General features: G+C 59.9%; 14 protein-coding genes. 4 read left to right on the top strand and 10 right to left on the bottom strand.

Annotated elements, in window-relative coordinates; genetic code table 11:
* Nucleotides 1-69 precede the first annotated feature (69 nt).
* On the bottom strand, nucleotides 70-1,644 hold the full coding sequence (locus GFS31_RS10445; protein WP_198804775.1) for an HlyD family efflux transporter periplasmic adaptor subunit: 1,575 nt from the start codon (nucleotides 1,642-1,644) through the stop codon (nucleotides 70-72).
* Between the two features lie 63 nt (nucleotides 1,645-1,707).
* Nucleotides 1,708-4,701, bottom strand: a complete 2,994-nt coding sequence (locus GFS31_RS10440; RefSeq protein ID WP_198804774.1) for a type I secretion system permease/ATPase — start codon at nucleotides 4,699-4,701, stop codon at nucleotides 1,708-1,710.
* Between the two features lie 257 nt (nucleotides 4,702-4,958).
* On the opposite strand from GFS31_RS10440, the gene GFS31_RS10435 reads away from it, so the two are divergent.
* A complete protein-coding gene (locus GFS31_RS10435; RefSeq protein ID WP_198804773.1) occupies nucleotides 4,959-6,620 on the top strand; it encodes an L-lactate permease in 1,662 nt (553 codons plus the stop codon).
* Nucleotides 6,621-6,639: 19 nt separating this feature from the next.
* Here the strand turns inward: GFS31_RS10435 and GFS31_RS10430 are convergent, their stop codons facing one another.
* The gene (locus GFS31_RS10430) at nucleotides 6,640-6,861 is read right to left on the bottom strand and encodes a type II toxin-antitoxin system HicA family toxin (protein WP_198804772.1); all 222 of its coding nucleotides are present in this window, start codon (nucleotides 6,859-6,861) and stop codon (nucleotides 6,640-6,642) included.
* The gene (locus GFS31_RS10425) at nucleotides 6,861-7,106 is read right to left on the bottom strand and encodes a type II toxin-antitoxin system HicB family antitoxin (protein WP_198804771.1); all 246 of its coding nucleotides are present in this window, start codon (nucleotides 7,104-7,106) and stop codon (nucleotides 6,861-6,863) included. Before GFS31_RS10425 ends, GFS31_RS10430 begins: the two co-directional genes overlap by 1 nt.
* Before the next feature lie 261 nt (nucleotides 7,107-7,367).
* Here GFS31_RS10425 and GFS31_RS10420 point away from each other — a divergent pair, with 261 nt between their 5' ends.
* A complete protein-coding gene (locus GFS31_RS10420) occupies nucleotides 7,368-9,188 on the top strand; it encodes an ABC transporter ATP-binding protein (protein ID WP_198804770.1) in 1,821 nt (606 codons plus the stop codon).
* Here GFS31_RS10420 and GFS31_RS10415 read toward each other — a convergent pair.
* A complete protein-coding gene (locus GFS31_RS10415; protein ID WP_198804769.1) occupies nucleotides 9,181-9,876 on the bottom strand; it encodes a hypothetical protein in 696 nt (231 codons plus the stop codon). The two genes, GFS31_RS10420 and GFS31_RS10415, sit on opposite strands and share 8 nt — an antisense overlap.
* Before the next feature lie 130 nt (nucleotides 9,877-10,006).
* On the opposite strand from GFS31_RS10415, the gene GFS31_RS10410 reads away from it, so the two are divergent.
* A complete protein-coding gene (locus GFS31_RS10410; RefSeq protein WP_198804768.1) occupies nucleotides 10,007-10,897 on the top strand; it encodes an ABC transporter permease in 891 nt (296 codons plus the stop codon).
* 43 nt (nucleotides 10,898-10,940) lie between these two features.
* Here GFS31_RS10410 and xdhB read toward each other — a convergent pair whose 3' ends face one another.
* Nucleotides 10,941-13,265 carry a xanthine dehydrogenase molybdopterin binding subunit gene (gene xdhB, locus GFS31_RS10405; RefSeq protein ID WP_198804767.1) on the bottom strand — a complete coding sequence of 775 codons (2,325 nt, stop codon included), beginning with the start codon at nucleotides 13,263-13,265 and terminating at the stop codon, nucleotides 10,941-10,943.
* A gap of 120 nt (nucleotides 13,266-13,385) precedes the next feature.
* Entirely contained in the window at nucleotides 13,386-14,849 is a 1,464-nt protein-coding gene (gene xdhA / locus GFS31_RS10400; protein ID WP_225907376.1) for a xanthine dehydrogenase small subunit, read from the bottom strand.
* Nucleotides 14,850-15,290: 441 nt separating this feature from the next.
* Here xdhA and GFS31_RS10395 point away from each other — a divergent pair, with 441 nt between their 5' ends.
* On the top strand, nucleotides 15,291-16,244 hold the full coding sequence (locus GFS31_RS10395; protein WP_198804766.1) for an MraY family glycosyltransferase: 954 nt from the start codon (nucleotides 15,291-15,293) through the stop codon (nucleotides 16,242-16,244).
* A 44-nt stretch (nucleotides 16,245-16,288) separates the two neighbouring features.
* On the opposite strand, the gene hslO is transcribed toward GFS31_RS10395, so the two are convergent.
* From hslO to GFS31_RS10380, 3 genes are all read right to left on the bottom strand, one after another.
* A complete protein-coding gene (gene hslO, locus GFS31_RS10390) occupies nucleotides 16,289-17,200 on the bottom strand; it encodes an Hsp33 family molecular chaperone HslO (RefSeq protein WP_198804765.1) in 912 nt (303 codons plus the stop codon).
* Nucleotides 17,201-17,391: 191 nt separating this feature from the next.
* Entirely contained in the window at nucleotides 17,392-17,871 is a 480-nt protein-coding gene (locus tag GFS31_RS10385) for a cupredoxin domain-containing protein (protein WP_198804764.1), read from the bottom strand.
* A gap of 44 nt (nucleotides 17,872-17,915) precedes the next feature.
* Nucleotides 17,916-18,527, bottom strand: a complete 612-nt coding sequence (locus tag GFS31_RS10380; protein ID WP_198804763.1) for a TetR/AcrR family transcriptional regulator — start codon at nucleotides 18,525-18,527, stop codon at nucleotides 17,916-17,918.
* Between the last annotated feature and the right edge of the window lie 211 nt (nucleotides 18,528-18,738).

Raw genomic sequence — 18,738 nt, 5'->3', positions numbered from 1 at the left:
GGGGGCTGGCGATGGGTTACTCCCTGTTGGGGCGAGATCTTACCCATCGCGTCTCCAGCGGGGCCTGTCCTAGCGCCCGGTCTTGAGGCTGTCGATCTTGCGGGTGAACAGGTCAGCGAAGATCATAATCACCCGTTTGGGGCGGGTTTTGATGTTGGCATTGAGGGACATCCCCGACTGCAATTGAACGGGTTGGCCATTGATGACAATGAACTGTTCCTCCAGGGTGATATCTGCCGGGAAGCGGTATTGGGGGTTGATTTGGTCGGGGGGGAGGGCATCGGAACCAATGTGGGTGAGGGTGCCCTTCACGTCGCCAAATTCGCTGTAGGGGAAGGAGTCAATCCGCACATCCACGCGCATTCCCGGCTCCACAAAACCAATGTCGCGATTGGTGATGAATACCCGCGCCACTAGGGCATCGTCGGGCACAATCTCCATAATCGGCTCGGTGGAATTGGTGACAAAGCCCGGTTGGTTGGCCTTGAGGTTAAACACGGTGCCGTTGATGGGAGCCCGTAGTTCTTGATACACCAGGGTTTGCTGTAGCTCGGTGATTTGGCTTTCTACCTCTTGCAGGCGTTTGTCGTTTTCTAGGATGGTTTTGGTGAGCTGACTGTCAATGTTGGCAATTTGGTTATCGTTGAGGGCAATGCGGCGCTGAAGATCATCCTGGGAGGTGGTTTGGGTGTTGCGGAATTTTTCTTCGGCCTGGGCAATGGCCACCATCAAGCGCTGTTCTTCTTCCACCAAGCGGTTGACCTCGGTTTGCTTGTTCTTCACCTCTTGGCCCTGTTGTAACAGCGGAATTTCGCCGATCCCGCCCTCAGATTGCAGGCTTTGTACCCGAATCAGAATGTCTTGGTTGAGGGCTAAATCCTGTCGCGCGTTGGCCAGTTGGGCCTGGGTTTGGGTGAGCTGACGTTTGAACTGCTCCACCTCTAGGCGGGCAATGCTGAGGCGAGAATCGAGGTCGGCGTTGGCCGCTTGCAGGCGTTCTCGCTGGGCGGGGCTGAGGCTGGCCCCGGTGGTGTCTCCGGCCAGTTGGGCGCGGTAGAGGGCGTTTTCGGCCATCAGGGCCGAGCGATTACTGGTGAGCTGCACCAGGCTAGGGGAAATTTCCGCCGGAGCCGCCACCCCCGTCTGATCCGCCAGTTGCGACCGATAGAAGGCGTTTTCCTCGTTAATCTTGGTCTGAATAGCCTGGAGAGACGCCAACTGGGCCTGACTGGTGCGGGGATCGAGGCTGATCAACAAATCGCCCCGCTGCACCGCCTGCCCTTCCTGCACATGCACCTGCTGCACCACGCCCCCCACCGGAGCCTGGACGGGCTGCACCATCGCCTGGGGTTCGAGCTTGCCCTGGGCCGGAATCGCCTGCTCGAACTTCGCCAAAAACGACCAGGCCACAGTGGCCGTGGTGACACCCACAATGCTCCACACCACCGCCCGCGACCACCGGGGCGACTGACGCAAAATCACGGGCTTATCAAAGGTCTCTAGCTGCCGCGAAGGCGTGGTAGACAGCACCGCATCGCCACTATGGCCATTGGGGCTATGGCCATTAGGGCTATGGCCGTTGTGACCATTGGGGCTGCTGCCGTTGGGCTGTTGACCGGGGGGGAAGGCTTGGATGCGTACCATGGCGTTTGGGGGGAATGAAGGAGTGGGGAGTGGGGAGCGGGGATTAGGGGCTGGGGGTGAGGGCTACATCATGCTGGACTGCTGCTGATAGAGGGTGTAGTAGCGGCCTTGGAGTTCCATCAGTTCCCGGTGGGTGCCCTGTTCCACGGCGGAACCCTGATCCATCACCAGGATTTGGTCGGCCTGTTTGATGGTGTTCAGTCGGTGGGTGATGAAGAACACGGTGCGCCCCTTGGCCCAGGCATGGAGGTTGAGGGAAACCTGGTGCTCGGTGTCGTAGTCGAGGGCGCTGGTGGCCTCGTCCATAATCAGCAGGCGGGGGTTTTGCAGGATGGTGCGGGCGATGGCGATACGCTGGCGTTGGCCCCCGGAGAGACTGGCCCCCCGTTCGCCGATGCGGGTGTTGTAGCCGAGGGGCAGTTCCATGATGAAGTCGTGGCAGCAGGCAATGCGAGCGGCTTCTAGGATGGCCTTGGCGTCGGCGTTGGGGTTGGTGAGGGAGATGTTTTCCTGGATGGTGCCCTCAAACAGCAGGCTGTCCTGGGGCACAATGCCAATCTGCCGCCGCAGGGAATGCAGTTCCACTTTGCTGATGTCGTACTGGTCGATCAGGATGCGGCCCGATTCCACTTCGTACAGCCGAGGCAGCAGCTTCATCAGGGTACTTTTGCCGGAGCCGCTTTGGCCGACGATGCCGATGAAGATGCCGGAGGGAAACTCCAGGTTGATGTTGACCAACTGCATGGGGCCGGAGGGACCAAACCGGAAGGCCACATTCTCAAAGCTGACTTGGCCCACAATGTCCGGCATCGGGATTTGCTGGGCGTCGTGGACGTCGGTTTCTTGGGGATGGTCGATGATGTCGGAGAGACGCTCTAGGGACAGGGCGGTTTCCTGGAAGTTTTGCCAGAGCTGGGCGAGGCGCAAAATCGGCGCAGTCACATAGCCGGAAATAATCCGAAAGGCGATCAGCTGACCTAGGGTAAGCTCGCCCTTCAGCACCAGGTAGGCCCCCACCCACAGCACCAGCAGGGCCGAGAGTTTGTTCAAAAAATTGCTGGCGCTGTTGGCGGTGGTGGAGGTGAGCACCGTATTAAACCCAGCGCTGACGTATTCGGCGTAGCGTTCCTGCCACTTCCAGCGGGTGCGTAGCTCAATGTTTTGGGCCTTCACCGTTTGGATGCCGGAGAGGGATTCTACCAAGAGCGCCTGGGTGGCGGCGTTGCGTTCCGCCTTCACCCGCAGTTGCCGCCGCACAATGGGGGCGGCCAGCATCGTCACCGCCACAAACAGCGGAATCGTCGCTAGGGCCACCAGGGTAAGCAGCCAGCTATAGATGAACATCACCACGATGTAGACCACGGAAAACACCGCATCCAGCACCACGGTGAGGGCCGTCCCGGTGAGGAAGGATCGGATATTTTCCAGCTCGTTAATCCGGCTGGAGAGTTCCCCCACGGGGCGTTTGTCAAAATACCGCAGGGGCAGACGGAACAGGTGGTCGATGATTTCCGACCCCAGGGTCATGTCGATGCGGTTGGTGGTGTCCACGAACAGATACGTTCGTAAACTGCTGAGCAGCGCCTCAAACACCGCCACAATCACCAGAAAAATGCCCAGCACTTGCAGGGTGTCGATGCTGTTTTGCACGATCACCTTGTCGATGATGATTTGGATCATCAGCGGGTTGGCCAAGCCAAAGAGCTGCACAAAGAACGAGGCGATGAACACCTCCATCAGCACCCATTTGTACTTGACGATGGAGGGCCAGAACCATTGCAGGCCAAACTTTTGCTGCGGCGTTTCGCGGGTGGGCTCCATCAGCAGCACTTCGCCGCTGTCGCCCCAGGCGTCGGCAAAGCTTTCGGGGGTGCGGCGGATCAGCCCGACTTCGGGATCGCCCAAAATAAAGGCTTTTTCCGAGGTTTCGTAGACCACTGCAAAGCTTTCGTGCCACTGAATTAAACAGGGCGTATTCAACCGACTAAAGGCCGCCGCAGGCACCCGCACCAACTGGGTCTTCAGCCCCAGCATTTCGCTTAGCCCCCCTAGCACGGGCATGGACAAGCCCACCCGCTCCTGCTGATTGACCAGAATTTTGCGAATCACATCCTTACGGAAGGGCATTTTGAAATGCTGGCTGAGCATATCAAAGCAGGCCAAGGCTCCATCCACCTGGCCCCGCCCCCTGGCGTAGGGGTAGCCCCTAGCGCGGCCATCGCCCTTGGCTGTGGCTTCGGCATTGCGATCATTGGCCGTCATCTGGGCATCGGTGGCGTAGGGGATGCCGTTGACATCCAGCACCTCCACCGGGCGATAGACCGCCTCCGGTTCCGGTTCCGCCTCCATTTGGAAGGTTTCGGCCAAAACCGTGGGCGTGAGGCCAATCAGCCGCGCTCCTTGGGGGCTAATCACCTCCACCGTGGCCTGGGGATCCACCTTCAGGGCCGACCCCACAGGCTGGTTCAAAATCGTGCCGCCGCTGAGGATCCAGGTCAAGTTGGGATCCAAATTCCGCAGGCTGCACACCCCGCTGGGGAAGTTAACAATGGCTGATTCCTCGCACACCAGGCGAGCCTTGGTCTTGATATCGCCCAAATCCAGCGCCTGTTTTTCGGCGTGCTGGCTGAGCAGGTCAAAGGCTTCGACGGGGTAGATGTGGTCGCGCAGGGCCGCCCCAAAGCTGGGGTAGTCGTTGAGGCACTGCAAAAAGGTGTAGGAGGGCAGGTTGAGGGCCACGATTTCCGTGGAGGCAATCACCGTCTCGCAGGGCTGGCCCCGAATCAGGCTGATCGCCCCCACCACTTCCCCCGGCCCTAGGCGCTGGAGGGTGACGGGCTGCTGAAGGCGCGGATCGTAGCCCAACAGGCGGGCCTGCCCCTCCAGGATGACGATCACCTGCTGGCTCAGCACCTCCCGCCGCAGCATGGGCTGTCCCACCCGGTAGCGCAGGGGCGTTGCCGACTGGGTCAGGGTGGTGAGAACGGCCTCCGGCAGTTCGTCAAAGGGCGAAAAGGCGCGGAGGGACTGGATGGGGGAAAGGGGCGTTTGGGTCATTGTCAAAGGCGGACTACAGCACCGCAGGGAGCAGGGCGATCAAAAACGATGGCCACGGGGACATTTCGGTTGGGACTGAACTGGGGGCAGGACGTGGTCTAACCCTAGCCGCTCAATCCTGAAATTCCCCTAACTTCTTCTATTGTTTTCAGATTGCCTAGAAAATTCTCCTGGAGAATAAAGAAGTTAATACTAGTCGTTACGGAGATTTACAGTTAATCTTCTGAACGACCTGCGTGACATCTCCGGCCTGACCTATGCCCCTTACCCTTGCCTTTTTGGTGGCGCTGCTGCCCATTGTCACCGTCTTCCTGCTGTTGGTGGTGGCCCGTCGTCCGGCGGATCAGGCCATGCCCGGAGCCCTGGCGGTAACGCTGCTGGTGGCGGGCCTGATCTGGCGGGTGCCCCCGGCCTACCTGGGCGCGGCCCTAATTCAAGGGGCGGTGATTGCCCTAGAAATTCTCTACATCGTGTTTGGGGCGGTGCTGCTGCTGAATGTGCTGCAAGGGTCCGGTGCCCTGAGTGTGATTCGCCAAAGTTTGCTGGGGCTGTCCCAGGATCGGCGGGTGCAGGTGATCATCATTGCCTGGTTGTTTGGCGGCTTTATTGAAGGCGCTTCCGGCTTTGGCACTCCGGCAGTGATTGCGGTGCCGCTGCTGGTGGCGGTGGGGTTTCCGGCCATGGCAGCGGTGATGGCGGCGCTGATTATCCAAAGCACCCCCTCCACCTTTGGGGCGGTGGGCACGCCGCTGGTGTTTGGCATGGCAGCGGGGCTGGGCGGGTCTCCGGCAGTGAATACCACGCTCACTAGTCAAGGGTTGACCTTAACCCAAGCGATTACCCAGGTGGGCGTTCGGGCAGGGATTATCCACGCCATCATCGGCACCTTCATTCCCTTGCTGCTGGTGGCCACCCTCACCCGCCTGTTTGGCGATCCCAACCGCAAGCCTGCCGATCCCTACCTGTGGAAGTTCTCTCTGCTGGGGGGGCTGGCCTTCACCGTGCCCTACTTGCTCACCGCCCTGTTCATTGGCCCAGAGTTTCCCACCATGGTAGGCGGCTTGGTGGGCCTGCTGATCACCGTCACCGTCGTCCGGCAGGGTTGGTTGCAGCCGAAGGAACCCTGGGATTTTCCGCCGTCTGATACCTGGCCCGATGCCTGGACGGGCAGTGCCGCCCCCACCTTGGCCCAGCCCCCGGCCTCGATGACGGTGCTGAAGGCGTGGCTCCCCTACGTGATGTTGGGAATTATTCTGGTGCTGTCTCGGTTGAATACCCTGCCCCTGAAAGCCACCCTGCAAAGCGCCAAACTCACCTGGCCCAGCATTTTTGGCACCACCGTCGCCATCAGCACCACGCCGCTCTATCTGCCGCCGACGCTGTTCCTCGTCGTCATTGGCATCACCTGGGCGCTGTACCGGGTTCCGGCGAAGGTCATGGAGCAGGCGGTGGGCCAGACTGGGCCGCTGCTGCAAAAAACTGCCCTTGCCCTCGGTTCTGCTGTGCTGATGGCGCGGGTGTTCATCAACACCGACACCAACGGGGCCAACCTCAGCAGTATGCCCCTCACCTTGGCCGACGGCATTTCTGACTTGGCAGGGCAAACCTGGCCCCTGTTCGCCGCCATCATTGGCCTGGTGGGGGCCTTTGTGGCGGGCAGTGTCACCGTCAGCAATATGATGTTTTCCCTGTTTCAGTTCGGTGTGGCCGATAGCATCGGCAAAGCCCCCGACTGGATTTTGGCCCTGCAAACCGTGGGCGCTTCGGCAGGAAATGTGATCTGCGTCTCGAACGTGGTCGCCGCCGCCGCTACCGTGGGCCTCTTGGGTCGAGAGGGTATCCTCATTCGCCAACTGCTGCCCATTGTGGTGTATTACTTGGCCCTGGCGGGGGTGATTGGCCTAATTGCTACCCTTTGACAGAGGCAAGTTTGACCCATTAGTCCAACCGTTCCCAATCTTCACGGCTGATTTGGGCTTGGCGAAGAATCTTGGCCAGGAGAACTCTGCTAATGTCTCCCTGGTGGGGATTCGGGATGGTGAGTCTCAATCCTGCCTTAACCATGAATTGATGCTTGCCGCCAGAGTAAGGGCCATCGAAGCCCATGCGCTTGAGCGATTGGAGCAAGTCGCTGCGCTTGATGGGGCCATAGGCGGGCATCAGGCCACCTCACCCATCACCGGATTGATATCGATGCCATCGAGGATGGGTAGGGTATGCCCCAAGCGCAGCCCCAAAATCAGCCATTCCTCCAAGGCGCTTTGTAAGTCTTCGCGACAGTTCTCTAGGGTTGTCGCGTTCCCCATCACCCCTGGGCAGGCCGGGATCTCTCCGTAGAAGGTGCCATCGTCTAGCAATTCATAAACCGCTTGCTGCATGGCCGTTTGAATGTATCGCGTCAGCATCGATGATCCCCCTTTGACCCTAGGCTGATCATAGTCTATGGGCTGCGGCCATAGCCCACCCTGAGATCGCTGTGGTCGAGGGTTCAAGCGATTTCTCAAACAGATGCCTCTCACCTTAGCCGACGGCATTTTTTTAATCTAGCAGGGCAAACCTGGCCGCTGTTCGGCACCGCTATTAGCCTGGTGGAAATCATGGGGTTGGTTGCAACCTGGTAAGTGCAACTCTATCGTGAAGAAACCTGCTCTCATCGTCGTTCTACCATGTCATCCCCTGCTCGTCCGCCCCATCCCCTCAGCCGCCTGTTGCGCTATGGCCGTCAGTATCGCCGCCGGGTGTGGCTGGCCAGCCTGTGCTCGGTGCTAAACAAAACCTTCGACCTCGCGCCCCCGGTGTTGATTGGTTTGGCGGTGGATGTGGTGGTGCAACAGCAGGATTCTTGGATTGCCCAGTGGGGCATCACCTCCATTACGGGGCAGTTTGTGGCGCTGACGCTGCTGACGGTGGTGATCTGGGGGCTGGAATCGACCTTTGAGTACGCCTACGATGTGCTGTGGCGCAACCTGGCCCAATCCATCCAAAAAGATCTGCGGGTGGAGGCCTACGCCCACCTGCAAAGCCTCGATATGGTCTACTTTGAAGACCGCAGCAGTGGCCGACTGATGGCGGTGCTGAACGACGACATCAACCAGCTAGAGCGGTTTTTGGATCGAGGGGCGAACGAAGTCCTCCAGGTAATTACGACGGTGATTTTGATTGGCGGTGCGTTTTTTGTGCTGGCTCCCCAGGTGGCCTGGCTGGCGATGTTGCCGATGCCTGTGATTGTCTGGGGGGCGGTGGCCTTTCAAAACAAGCTGGCCCCCCGCTATGCCGACGTGCGGGAAAAAGTCAGCCTGCTGAATAGCCGCCTGTCGAACAACCTCAGCGGCATGGTGACGATCAAAAGCTTCACCGCCGAAGACTACGAAATCCAGCGCATCCAGGCCGAAAGCGAAGCCTATCGCCTCAGCAACCAGCGGGCCATTGCCCTTAGTGCGTTGTTTATTCCGCTGATTCGCGTCCTCATCCTGTTTGGCTTTACCGCCACCCTGGTCTATGGCGGCTTGGCCACCGTGGCCGGACAAATGGCCGTCGGCACCTACAGTGTCCTGGTCTTCCTCACCCAGCGGTTGCTCTGGCCCCTGACCCGCCTGGGCGAAACCTTCGACCAATACCAGCGGGCCATGGCTTCGACGAATCGGGTGATGGATTTGCTGGATGCCCCGATTGTCCTTACGCCTGGATCTTTGCGGGTGCCCGTCAGCGAAATCAAAGGCGAAATCCGCTTCGAGAACGTCCGCTTTGCCTACCCCGACCGTCCCCCCGTGGTAGAAAACCTGACCCTGAAAGTGCCCGCTGGGCAAACCATCGCCATCGTTGGCTCCACCGGATCGGGCAAAAGCACCCTGGTCAAACTGCTGCTACGGTTCTACGATGTCAGCCAGGGCCAGATCGTCCTCGATGGGGTGGATATCCGCGACATCAACCCTACCGACCTGCGCCGGGGCATTGGCCTGGTCAGCCAGGATGTGTTTCTGTTCCACGGCACCGTGGCCGAAAACATTACCTACGGTACCTTCGCCGCCACTAGGGAGGAGATTATCCACGCCGCCAAACTAGCCGAGGCCCACGACTTCATCCAAGCCCTCCCCCAGGGCTACGATACCCTGGTCGGCGAACGGGGCCAAAAGCTCTCCGGTGGCCAACGCCAACGCATCGCCATCGCCAGGGCCATCCTCAAAAATCCGCCTATCCTGGTGCTCGATGAAGCCACCTCAGCGGTGGATAACGAAACCGAAGCCGCCATCCAGCGCTCCCTCGACACCATCACCCAAAACCGCACGACCATCGCCATTGCCCACCGCCTCTCCACCATCCGCAACGCCCACCGCATCTATGTGATGGAAGACGGCCAACTGGTGGAATCTGGCACCCATGAGGAATTGCTCTCTCACCAGGGCATCTACGCCAGCCTGTGGCAGGTGCAAATGGGGCAACGCCACCCTGCGGCTGAGCCACAGGAATCGCTGCGCCAGGTCAATTAACCCAAAGGGCCAGCCCTCCCCCTCGGCCACGGGCGGCGAGGTATTGAGGGGTGGCGGCAAAAAAGGCGAAGAAGGGCAGTTTGGCAATGGAGGTCGTGGCGAAATTTGCGGCTCCGGCGCGGCCCTTGATGGGCAGTTTCAGCAGGCACAGACGGCCCACCCAAAGCTGAACCTGAACAAAATCAAAGGCCAGCAGGTTTTGCTTGGGCAAAAATTTGGCGGGGCCGCTGAAGCGTAGGGCAAGGGGGCCAAGCTGAATTTGGTTCTCGATGGTGAGGGCGTCGTCTGGGGTGGTATTTGGGGAGCCAGAATCGACAGGGGTGGCGTCTGAATTGGGGGACTGGACAGAACGACTGAAGGTGATGGTGCCAGGAAAGAGAGTAGGCCAGTAGAAGCCCTTGCCGACGGGGATTCCGGCTTTGTAGGCGGGTTTATTGGGTGCGGTAAATCGTAATTGCCAGCGCCCCAGCAAGGCATCCACGGCTAGGGACGGACGGGGGTGCTTTGCGGCCCGTTCGGCATCCAGCAGTGCCTGAACCACCTCGGCAGCAGGAGGCTTTTGCCCGTGGATCTCAGCAGCCTGGGCGAGGATGTCAGCGGCGGCTGGCGTCGTTGGTATGGTGTTGGGGCTCATCACGTCCTCCAAAACAGCATCGTCTTGGGTATCCACTGGATTTGCTGACAACATGCAGTGCGTCAGGCTACCTTGCGGCTCTAGCCCCATTATGACAGCCCCGACTCCCCACTCCCAATTCCCCACTCCCGCCTTCCGTCCCCACCCCTCTGGCATAATAGGGGTCGCCCTTCTTTGCAAACCCATGGCCGTTACTCCCCGTCCCCGTTTGGCGCTGCCGCTGTTTGGTTCCAAGGCTACGGTCTCCAATACGCTAATGGTGGCGGGCCTGGTGATCACCCTGGGGTTTGTGGTCGTTGCCCTGTCGGCTCCGCTGATGCAGGGCTGGGGCTGGCTGCAAGACCCCACCACGGCCCTGCAAAACCCCATCCACCAGCCGCCGGGGGCCGAGCACTGGTTTGGCACCACCCGCCAAGGCTACGACATCTTTGCCCGTACCCTCTTCGGCAGTCGGGCGGCGTGGCAGGTGGTGTTGCTGGCCACGGCCCTGAGTGTGGTGATTGGGGTGCCCTTGGGGATGGTGAGCGGCTATTTGGGCGGGCGGCTAGACCGAGCCCTGGTGTTTTTCATGGATACGATCTACACCCTGCCCGGTCTACTGCTGTCGGTGACGCTGGCCTTTGTGGTGGGGCGCGGGGTGGTCAATGCGGCCATCGCCCTCAGCATTGCCTACATTCCCCAGTATTACCGTGTGGTGCGGAATCACACCGTCAGCGTGAAAACAGAGCTATTCATTGAAGCCGCCCAGGCCATGGGGGCCGATCCTTGGACGGTGCTGAGCCGCTACCTGTTTCTCAACGTGATTCAAAGCGTGCCCGTGCTGTTTACCCTCAACGCCGCCGATGCCATCCTGGTGTTGGGGGGGCTGGGCTTTTTGGGCCTCGGTTTGCCAGAGCAGGTGCCAGAATGGGGAGCCGACATTCGCCAAGCCCTCGATGCGCTGCCCACGGGCCTTTGGTGGCCTGCGCTCTTCCCTGGCTTAGCCCTGACCCTAATGGTGACGGGGCTTTCCCTGGTGGGCGAGGGCCTAAACGAACTGATGAACCCCCTCCAGCGCCAGTCATCGCGCCGATGAAAGCTCTCCTAGCCAAGGCGTCCTTGGGTGAGTCGTAGATAGTTCAGAAACCCACGGGCTGGGCTTCCCGGCTGGCTTCGCGCACCCCTTCAATGGCCCACAGGGTCGCCTCCGGCGTAGCGGGTAGGCCCAGGGGCACATAGTCGGCATCGCCAAAGGCGGCAACGGCGGCGCGGATGGCTTCTCGGACGGACATGGCCAGCATGAAGGGTGGTTCTCCCACGGCTTTGCTGCCGTAGATGACGCCATCTTGAGCAGCCCGTTCCAGCAAGTGGACGGTGAAGTTTTCGGGAATTTCGCTGATGGTGGGGATTTTGTAGGTGCTGGGGGCAAAGGTGCGAAGGCGACCCTCGCCATCCCATACCAGTTCTTCCATGGTCAGCCAGCCCATGCCCTGGACAAAGCCGCCTTCGATCTGCCCCTTATCCACCAAGGGGTTGAGGGATTCGCCGACATCGTGGACGATATCCACCTGGCGCAGCTTGAAGGTGCCCGTAAAGCCATCGACTTCCACTTCAGAAACCGCCGCACCGTAGGCGAAATAGTAGAAGGGGCGACCCTTACCCAGCTTGGGATCCCAGAAAATGTTGGGGGTGCGGTAGAAGCCCGTGGCGGCAAGGCTGATCCGTTCGCTGTAGGTTTGTTTCACCACTTCATCAAAGGAAATGCGGGCGCTGGGGTAGGTGCGGCAGTAGATCCAGTCGTCCTCAAACACCATGTCTTCGGGGGCGTCCAGGTTCAGCATCCGCACCGCCACCGCCGCAAGGCGATCCCGCAGGATTTCGCAGGCATTTTTCACCGCTTGGCCATTCAGGTCAGATCCGCTAGAGGCGGCGGTGGCGGAGGTGTTGGGCACTTTGTCGGTGCTGGTGTGCATCATGCGAATGCGGTCGATGTTGACCCCCAGGGCTTTGGCGGCGACTTGGATCATCTTGGTGTGCAAGCCTTGGCCCATTTCGGTGCCGCCGTGGTTAAGCTGAATGCTGCCGTCGGTGTAGATCAGCACCAGGGATCCGGCCTGGTTATACATCACCTTGTTGAAGGAAATGCCGAACTTAACGGGGGTGATGGCCAGCCCCCGCTTTTTGTAGGGGCTGCTGGCGTTAAAGGCGGCGATTTCCGCCTGTCGAGCCTCGTAGTTGGAGTTCGCCTTGGCCTCTTGCCACACGCGGGCGATGCGGTTATCGACGATTTCCTGGCTGTAGTGGGTGGTGCTGGTTTCTCCGGTGCCGTGGTAGAAGTTGCGTTCGCGCACCACATCCGGCGGCAGGTTTAGAGTACGGGCGATGCGGTCTACCACTTCCTCCGCCACAATCATCCCCTGCGGCCCGCCAAAGCCCCGGTAGGCGGTGTTCGATACCCGATTCGTCTTGGCGATCCGCCCCTCCACCTCCAGGTTGGGGATGTAATAGGCGTTGTCCACATGGAGCATGGCCCGCGCCAGCACCGGGGGCGACAGGTCAAGGCTCCAGCCGCCATCGGCCACCAGCAGCGCCTTCATGGCCAGAATTTTGCCCTCGTTATCAAAGCCGACCTCGTACTGGTTCAAAAACCCGTGGCGCTTCCCGGTGATCAACATATCGTGGTGCCGCCGCAGCCGCACCCTGGCCGGACGACCCGTTTTGTAGGTGGCCAACGCTGCCGCCGCCGCAAAGGGATTCGCCTGGGATTCCTTGCCGCCAAAGGCCCCGCCCATGCGCAGACAGGTACAAACCACCTGATTTTTCGACAGGCCCAAGACCCGCGCCACAATCTCCTGGGTTTCGGTGGGGTGCTGGGTGGAGGCGAACACCTGCAAATTGCCCTCGCCATCGGGCACCACCCAACTGGTTTGGGTTTCGAGGTAGAAGTGGTCTTGGGCACCAACCTCCACCTCACCGGAGAAGGTGTGGAGAGCCGAGGCCAGGGCCGCGTCCGCATCCCCCCGCCGAATGAACTGGGGATCGTTGTGGTAGCTGCTGGCGGCAATCGCTTCCTGCACGGTCTTCAACGCAGGCAGGGGTTCATATTCAACCACCACCTTACCCGCCGCTTCCCGTGCTGCCGCCTCGGTTTCCCCCACCGCCCAGGCCACCACTTGGCCGTAGTAGTAGACCTCATCGGTAGGCAACAAAATTTCGTCGTGGACGATCACCCCGGTGTTGTTCTCCCCCGGCACATCGGCGGCGGTCAGCACCGTCACGCAACCCGCCATCTTCAGGGCCGGACTGGGGTCGAGCTTGGTAATTTTGGCGTGGGTGTGGGGCGAAATCACCGGAAACAGCGACAACATCCCCAACGGTTCCCGCTGATCATCGGTATACACTGCCGTACCGCTAACGTGGGCGGCGGCACTTTCGTGGCTCTTGCGTGTTCCGACTGGACTCATGGGGGCTTACCTCGTTTTGGGGACTGGGTTGAGGGGGATAAGGGGTAAAGAGAAAGTAGGACGGTGGTTGGGTTCCGGCTCCCCTCTCCTCTCTGGGAGAGGGGCTGGGGGTGAGGGCTGCTACGGGAATTCTGAGAAGAACTTCTCAAACAAATTCACGACTAGGCGCTTGCGGTACTCAGCGCTGCCCCGCAGGTCGGTCAACGGCGTAAAGGCTTCTTGCAGGATGGTTTTCGCGGCTTGGATGGTGCTGTGGTTCCAGGGCTTGCCGACGAGGAATGCTTCGGCCTCGGTCGCTCTGGCTGGGGTAGCAGCCACTCCCCCGTAGCCCAGACGGGCGTGGAGGATTTGGTTGTTGGCATCCACATCCACCAGGAAGGCGGCGGCGACGATGCTGATGTCGTCGGTGCCCCGTTTGCCGATTTTGTAGGACTGGGCCAGCCGCCGATCTGTGCCGGGGGTGGTCGCCTTGGGAATGGTGACGGAGACAATCACCTCGCCCGCTTGCAGTTGGGTTTGGCGATAGCCCAGGAAGAAATTCGCCAGGGGCATCACCCGTTCGCCGCTGGGGCCAGCCAGCTTCAGGGTGGCATCCAACGACAGCAGCACCGGGGGCAGGTCGCCAATGGGGGAAGCGGTGCCGATGTTGCCGCCCAGAGTGGCCCGGTTGCGCACCTGCCGCGCCGCGAACCAGTGGATCATCTCGTCCAGGCTGGGGAAAATGCCGTGCAGGTTGGTTTCGATGTGGCTGAGGGGAACGGCTGCACCAATTTCCACAAAGTCGGGGGTGTTGTGAACCTGCTTTAGTTCCGTGACAGCTTCCAAGGAAATCAGAATCGGGTAATGCTGTCGATGCCAGCTCATTTCTAGGCCGAGATCCGTAGCCCCAGCAACCAGGGTAGCGGTGGGATACTGTTGCAGCAGTTCCAGCACTTCGGTCAGGGAATCGGGCCGATAGAACTGTTCTTCGTGTCCGGTGTAGGCCAGGGGAGATAGTTCCGTGGAGGCTGACACCAACTGTTCTGAAAAGCTGTCCTGGGGGGTTTCCGCCGCCACCATCGCCGCCGCCCGCCGGATGGGAATATAGCCCGTGCAGCGACAGAGGTTGCCCTCCACCGAGAGGTCATCCGGCCCACCGTTGTAGTAGGCGGCAAACAAGCTCATGATGAAGCCGGGAGTGCAGTAGCCGCACTGGGAACCGCCCGTTTCCACCATCGCCGATTGGACGGGGTGCAACTGCTCTAGGGTGACGGGTTCTTTCACCAGGGGGCTTTTGGGAATGCGGCACTGGGCAATGCCATCCGCCGTAAACACCTGTCGCCCCGCCACCGCACCGAGGGGAATCAGGCAGCTATTCACCGCCTGATAGTGGGGGGTGCCATCGGCCCCTTCGCCAATGATCGCCACGGTGCAAGCGCCGCAGTCGCCATCGCCGCAGCCTTCTTTGGTGCCTGCTCGTCCGCTCAGGCGCAGGTATTCCAGCAAGGTCATCGCCGGAGAAAGGGCTTTGACGGAGACAGGTTCTCCGTTAATCGTTAGGGTGAATTGGGTATCGAGTTGCTGGGTCACAGATTGCTGGGTCACAGAGCCGTTCCACCTAGGAGTAACCAACTGTTTGCAGCGCCGCCGCCGATGCCAAAATGGGTCTACTCAGCCGCCATACACCAGAAAACCGGGCAAGAAAGACGATCTAACCCGGCTGTTGTTGAGGAAGCTAACGAGACAGCATTCGATTGTCCATCATCGTTGTCGCTATAGAGGTTGAGGCTAATGGGTTGCTGGGACTAACATAAGTAGCCCTAACTACAAAGTGATGATTTTTAATGCCAAATACATGATTATCTGACCTAGCCCCCCACCCAGCCCAAACCTCAGAAATGACAGTGCAGCCCGATCACGGTCTAGGTTGGCCATCCAAAGCCAAGGCGGAAATCCATTGGCTGTGCCTGCGGTAGACGTTTATGATGATGGGACATTTGTCGCGGGCCATCTACCCAGCCTGTAGACCCTACTGCCGATTTCTCCATGCCGCTGCTTCTGCTCCTTACTGCCCTGCTCAGCGCCTTGCTGGTCAATTTCATTCGCCAGCGTCTTCGGGCTCAACTGCTCGATATCCCCAACCACCGCAGCTCCCATACCGTTCCTACGCCCCGTGGGGGAGGGCTAGGGTTTTGGGTGGCGTTCCTGCTGGCCTTGGCATTGTTACCTTGGCTCAGCCCTGGGGTAGCGCTGTCGAACCTGATGGCTGTGGTGATTGTGCTCCTGCCCCTCGCCCTAATCGGCTACTGGGACGACCTCCATTCCCTCTCGGCACGAACACGCTACGGGGTGCAGCTCATGAGCGCGGGTTTGGCGGTATATTTTTTCGGCCCCTTTCCCCAACCTTGGTTTGAAGCCCTCGGCCCTGGGGGCATCGCCATTGCCGTGGTGCTAACCTTGATTGGCTTTACCACGCTGGTGAACCTCACCAACTTCATGGATGGGTTGGACGGCCTGGTGGGGGGCGTTAGTTTGGTGCAGTTTGCCTTTTTGGGCTGGTATTTGGCAAATCCTATTTGGGGTTTGTTGGCGGCGGCGTTGCTGGGATTCCTGTGGTGGAACTGGCCTCCGGCCAAAATTTTTATGGGCGATGTGGGAAGCACCACCCTCGGCGGAGCCATCACCCTAGCCCTGATGATGGCCCCCAGCCAGCACTGGATTCTCCTCGCCCTCACCCTGCCCATTACCGGAGACGCTATCTACACCCTCTTTCGGCGGTTGCTCCGGCGTGAGAATATCTTCAAAGCGCACCGCACCCATGTCTATCAGCGTCTACCGCAGCGAGGCATTCCCCCCATGGTCGTCACCCTGATCTACATGGGGCTGACGGGGCTGATTGTCCTCCTGATCACGACCCTTGGGGCCTTGGGAGCCGGGCTGAGTGCGACCATCACCCTCAGCTTAATTGCCCTGGCAGAAGGGTATCTTCAACGACCCTAGTGGTTTGAGGGGCAGCGGGGCAAGGGTGAAACCTGCGCTTTTACCTACCGACTGACTTCCTGGCGATCCTGGCGTAGATCGTTGATGAGTTGTGCCAGTTGGTCGCTGCTAGTTTGATAGATTTCATTGCAAAAGTGGCAGGTGGCTTCAGCACCATTGTCCTTCTCAATCATGTCTTGCAGCTCGTCTTCCCCTAGCATTTTGAGGGCACCCAGCATCCGATCAAAGGAACAGGGGCAGTGGAAGCGCACCAGTTGGCTTTCGGGCAAGAGGGTGAGCCCCATGTCGCCCACCAGGTCTTCAAAAATTTGGGGCAGGGTTTTGTTGGCCCTCAGTAGGGGGGTAAAGTTGGTCAGGCTAGAGAGGCGCTGTTCTAGGGTGGTAATCATCTCTAGGTCTTCGGCGGCGCGGGGCAGGATTTGCAGCAGCAGCCCCCCAGCAGCTTCGACGCCATCGCTGCCCATATAGACACCCAAAACCAGGGCCGAGGCCGTCTGCTCGGAGGTGGCGAGGTAGTGGGTGAGGTCGTCGCCAATTTCGCCGGAAACCAGTTCTACGGTGCTGGAGTAGGGGTAGCCATAGCCCACGTCGCGCACCACGTAGACGTGGCCTTGATGGCCCATGGCGGTACCGACATCCAGTTTCCCTTGGGCATTGGGCGGCAATTCCACCGCAGGATTGCCCACATAGCCGCGCACGGTGCCGTCCAGCCCTGCATCCACCATGACGCCGCCGATGGGGCCATCCCCTTTAACGCGAATGTTGACGCGGGATTGGGGCCGCTTCATGCTGGAAGCCAGCAGCAACCCAGCGGCCATCGTACGCCCTAGCGCCACCGTGGCAACGTAGGACAGTTGGTGACGTTGGCGAGCGACTTCGGTGAGTTTCGTGGTGTTCACGCCAACCACTCGGATGCCTCCCTCGGCGGCGGTGGCGCGAATCAATTGGTCTGCCATGGACGTACACCAAATTGCTTCACTATTCTTAACCTGTTTTGTCGCCCATTGCAAAGCCCTGCCCATGGCCCGCTTTCCTTTGCCCGTGGCTCACCCCTGGTGGAGATGGGGCGCAGGTCGTGGGGGGCGAGACAGCAGGATGAGGCGATCTCGATCCTGATGGTGGGCCAGGGCACCCGTGACGGATTGGCCTAGGCGGGGGGCTGAATGGTGATTTGCCCCACCATGCCCGCTTCGGCGTGGCCAACGATGGAGCAGTGGAGTTCATAGGTGCCCGGTTTTTGGGGAATCATCGTCCAAGTGGCGGTGGCTCCTGGCTTGAGTTCTAGCTCGTGGATGGCTCCTTTCACCTCAACGCCGCCTGTTTTCACATTCTGCGTCCAGAGGGCATCGGCAAAATCCTTGGCCGTGAAGTAATGCTTTTCGGGGCTGGGGTTGTCTAGCACTAGGGCATAGCGTTGGCCAGCGGTGAAGGTGAGATGATCCGGCTCAAACCGTAGTTCTCCCGCTGCCGTTCCGAGGTGAATGGAGACGGTTTCGGCGGGCTGCTGGGTGGGGGCCACGGCCCAGGCCGGACTCGTCCACAGCACCCCTAGGCCCAGGATTACCCAGGCTAGAGCCTTCCACCACCCCAGCCCTGTCTGTTGGGGTTTTCTGCTGCCCAAAACCATGGTGTTGCTCCCGCTACTCAATCCCATTCAGTATCGCGTTAGCCCTAGGCTGATGCCAACACGCCGTTGAGAAAAATATCGGTCAGGCATTCCGCCAGTTCCTTCATGGATTGGGCTGAGCCTGCCGTATCTCCTAGGGTCTCTTGGCTGAACCCCGCCACGGTAAACATCCCCAAAAACACGCGGGCCACCATGCGGGCATTCATGGGGCGATAGACGCCGCGATCCATGGCCGTTTGGAAGAAGGCTTCGGCCACGTCGATCATTTTGCCGATCACCTCGGTCTGGATTTGCTCCCGCAGTTCGGGATGAAACTGGGCCTCCATAAAGCACACCCGCATCAGGGCCGAATTGCGCTGAAGATTCAGCATCCGCCGCTGCATGACCTGGCCAATGGCTTTGTAGCTGGCCATTTCGCTGAGTTCGGTGAGCAAGTCCGTCAAAATCTCCACCCAGCCCTGACTGGCCACGGCGACGAGGATGGCTTTTTTATTTTCAAAGTGCCGAAACAGGGTACCCTCCGCCACCCCTGCCGCCTGGGCTAAATCGCGGGTGGTGGTGCCGCTATAACCCCGCTGGGCAAAGAGCTTGAGTGCCGCCTGGAGAATCTTTGTTTCGGTGTCAGTTTCGGTCGCGGTTTTAAAAAACGGCACCATGGTGTTTAACCTGCTGGTAGCGAGTGGAGCCCCCAGAGCACCGCAAAAAATGCTCTACCCAGCATTGTGCCCCTTGGACCATGGCAGGCGCAGGCGGATTTACATAACCACATAAAACCTGAGATAACTACTCACTTAGTCCAGGGTGCGGTCGGCGGAATTCCCCCTTTGGGAGACCGTAAACAGCGGCCCAACCCAAGATCAGCAGCCC

Origin of the sequence: Leptolyngbya sp. BL0902 (assembly GCF_016403105.1) — a bacterium.
Classification (GTDB): Bacteria; Cyanobacteriota; Cyanobacteriia; order Phormidesmidales; family Phormidesmidaceae; genus Nodosilinea.
This window is presented reverse-complemented; position numbering and strand designations above follow the sequence as displayed.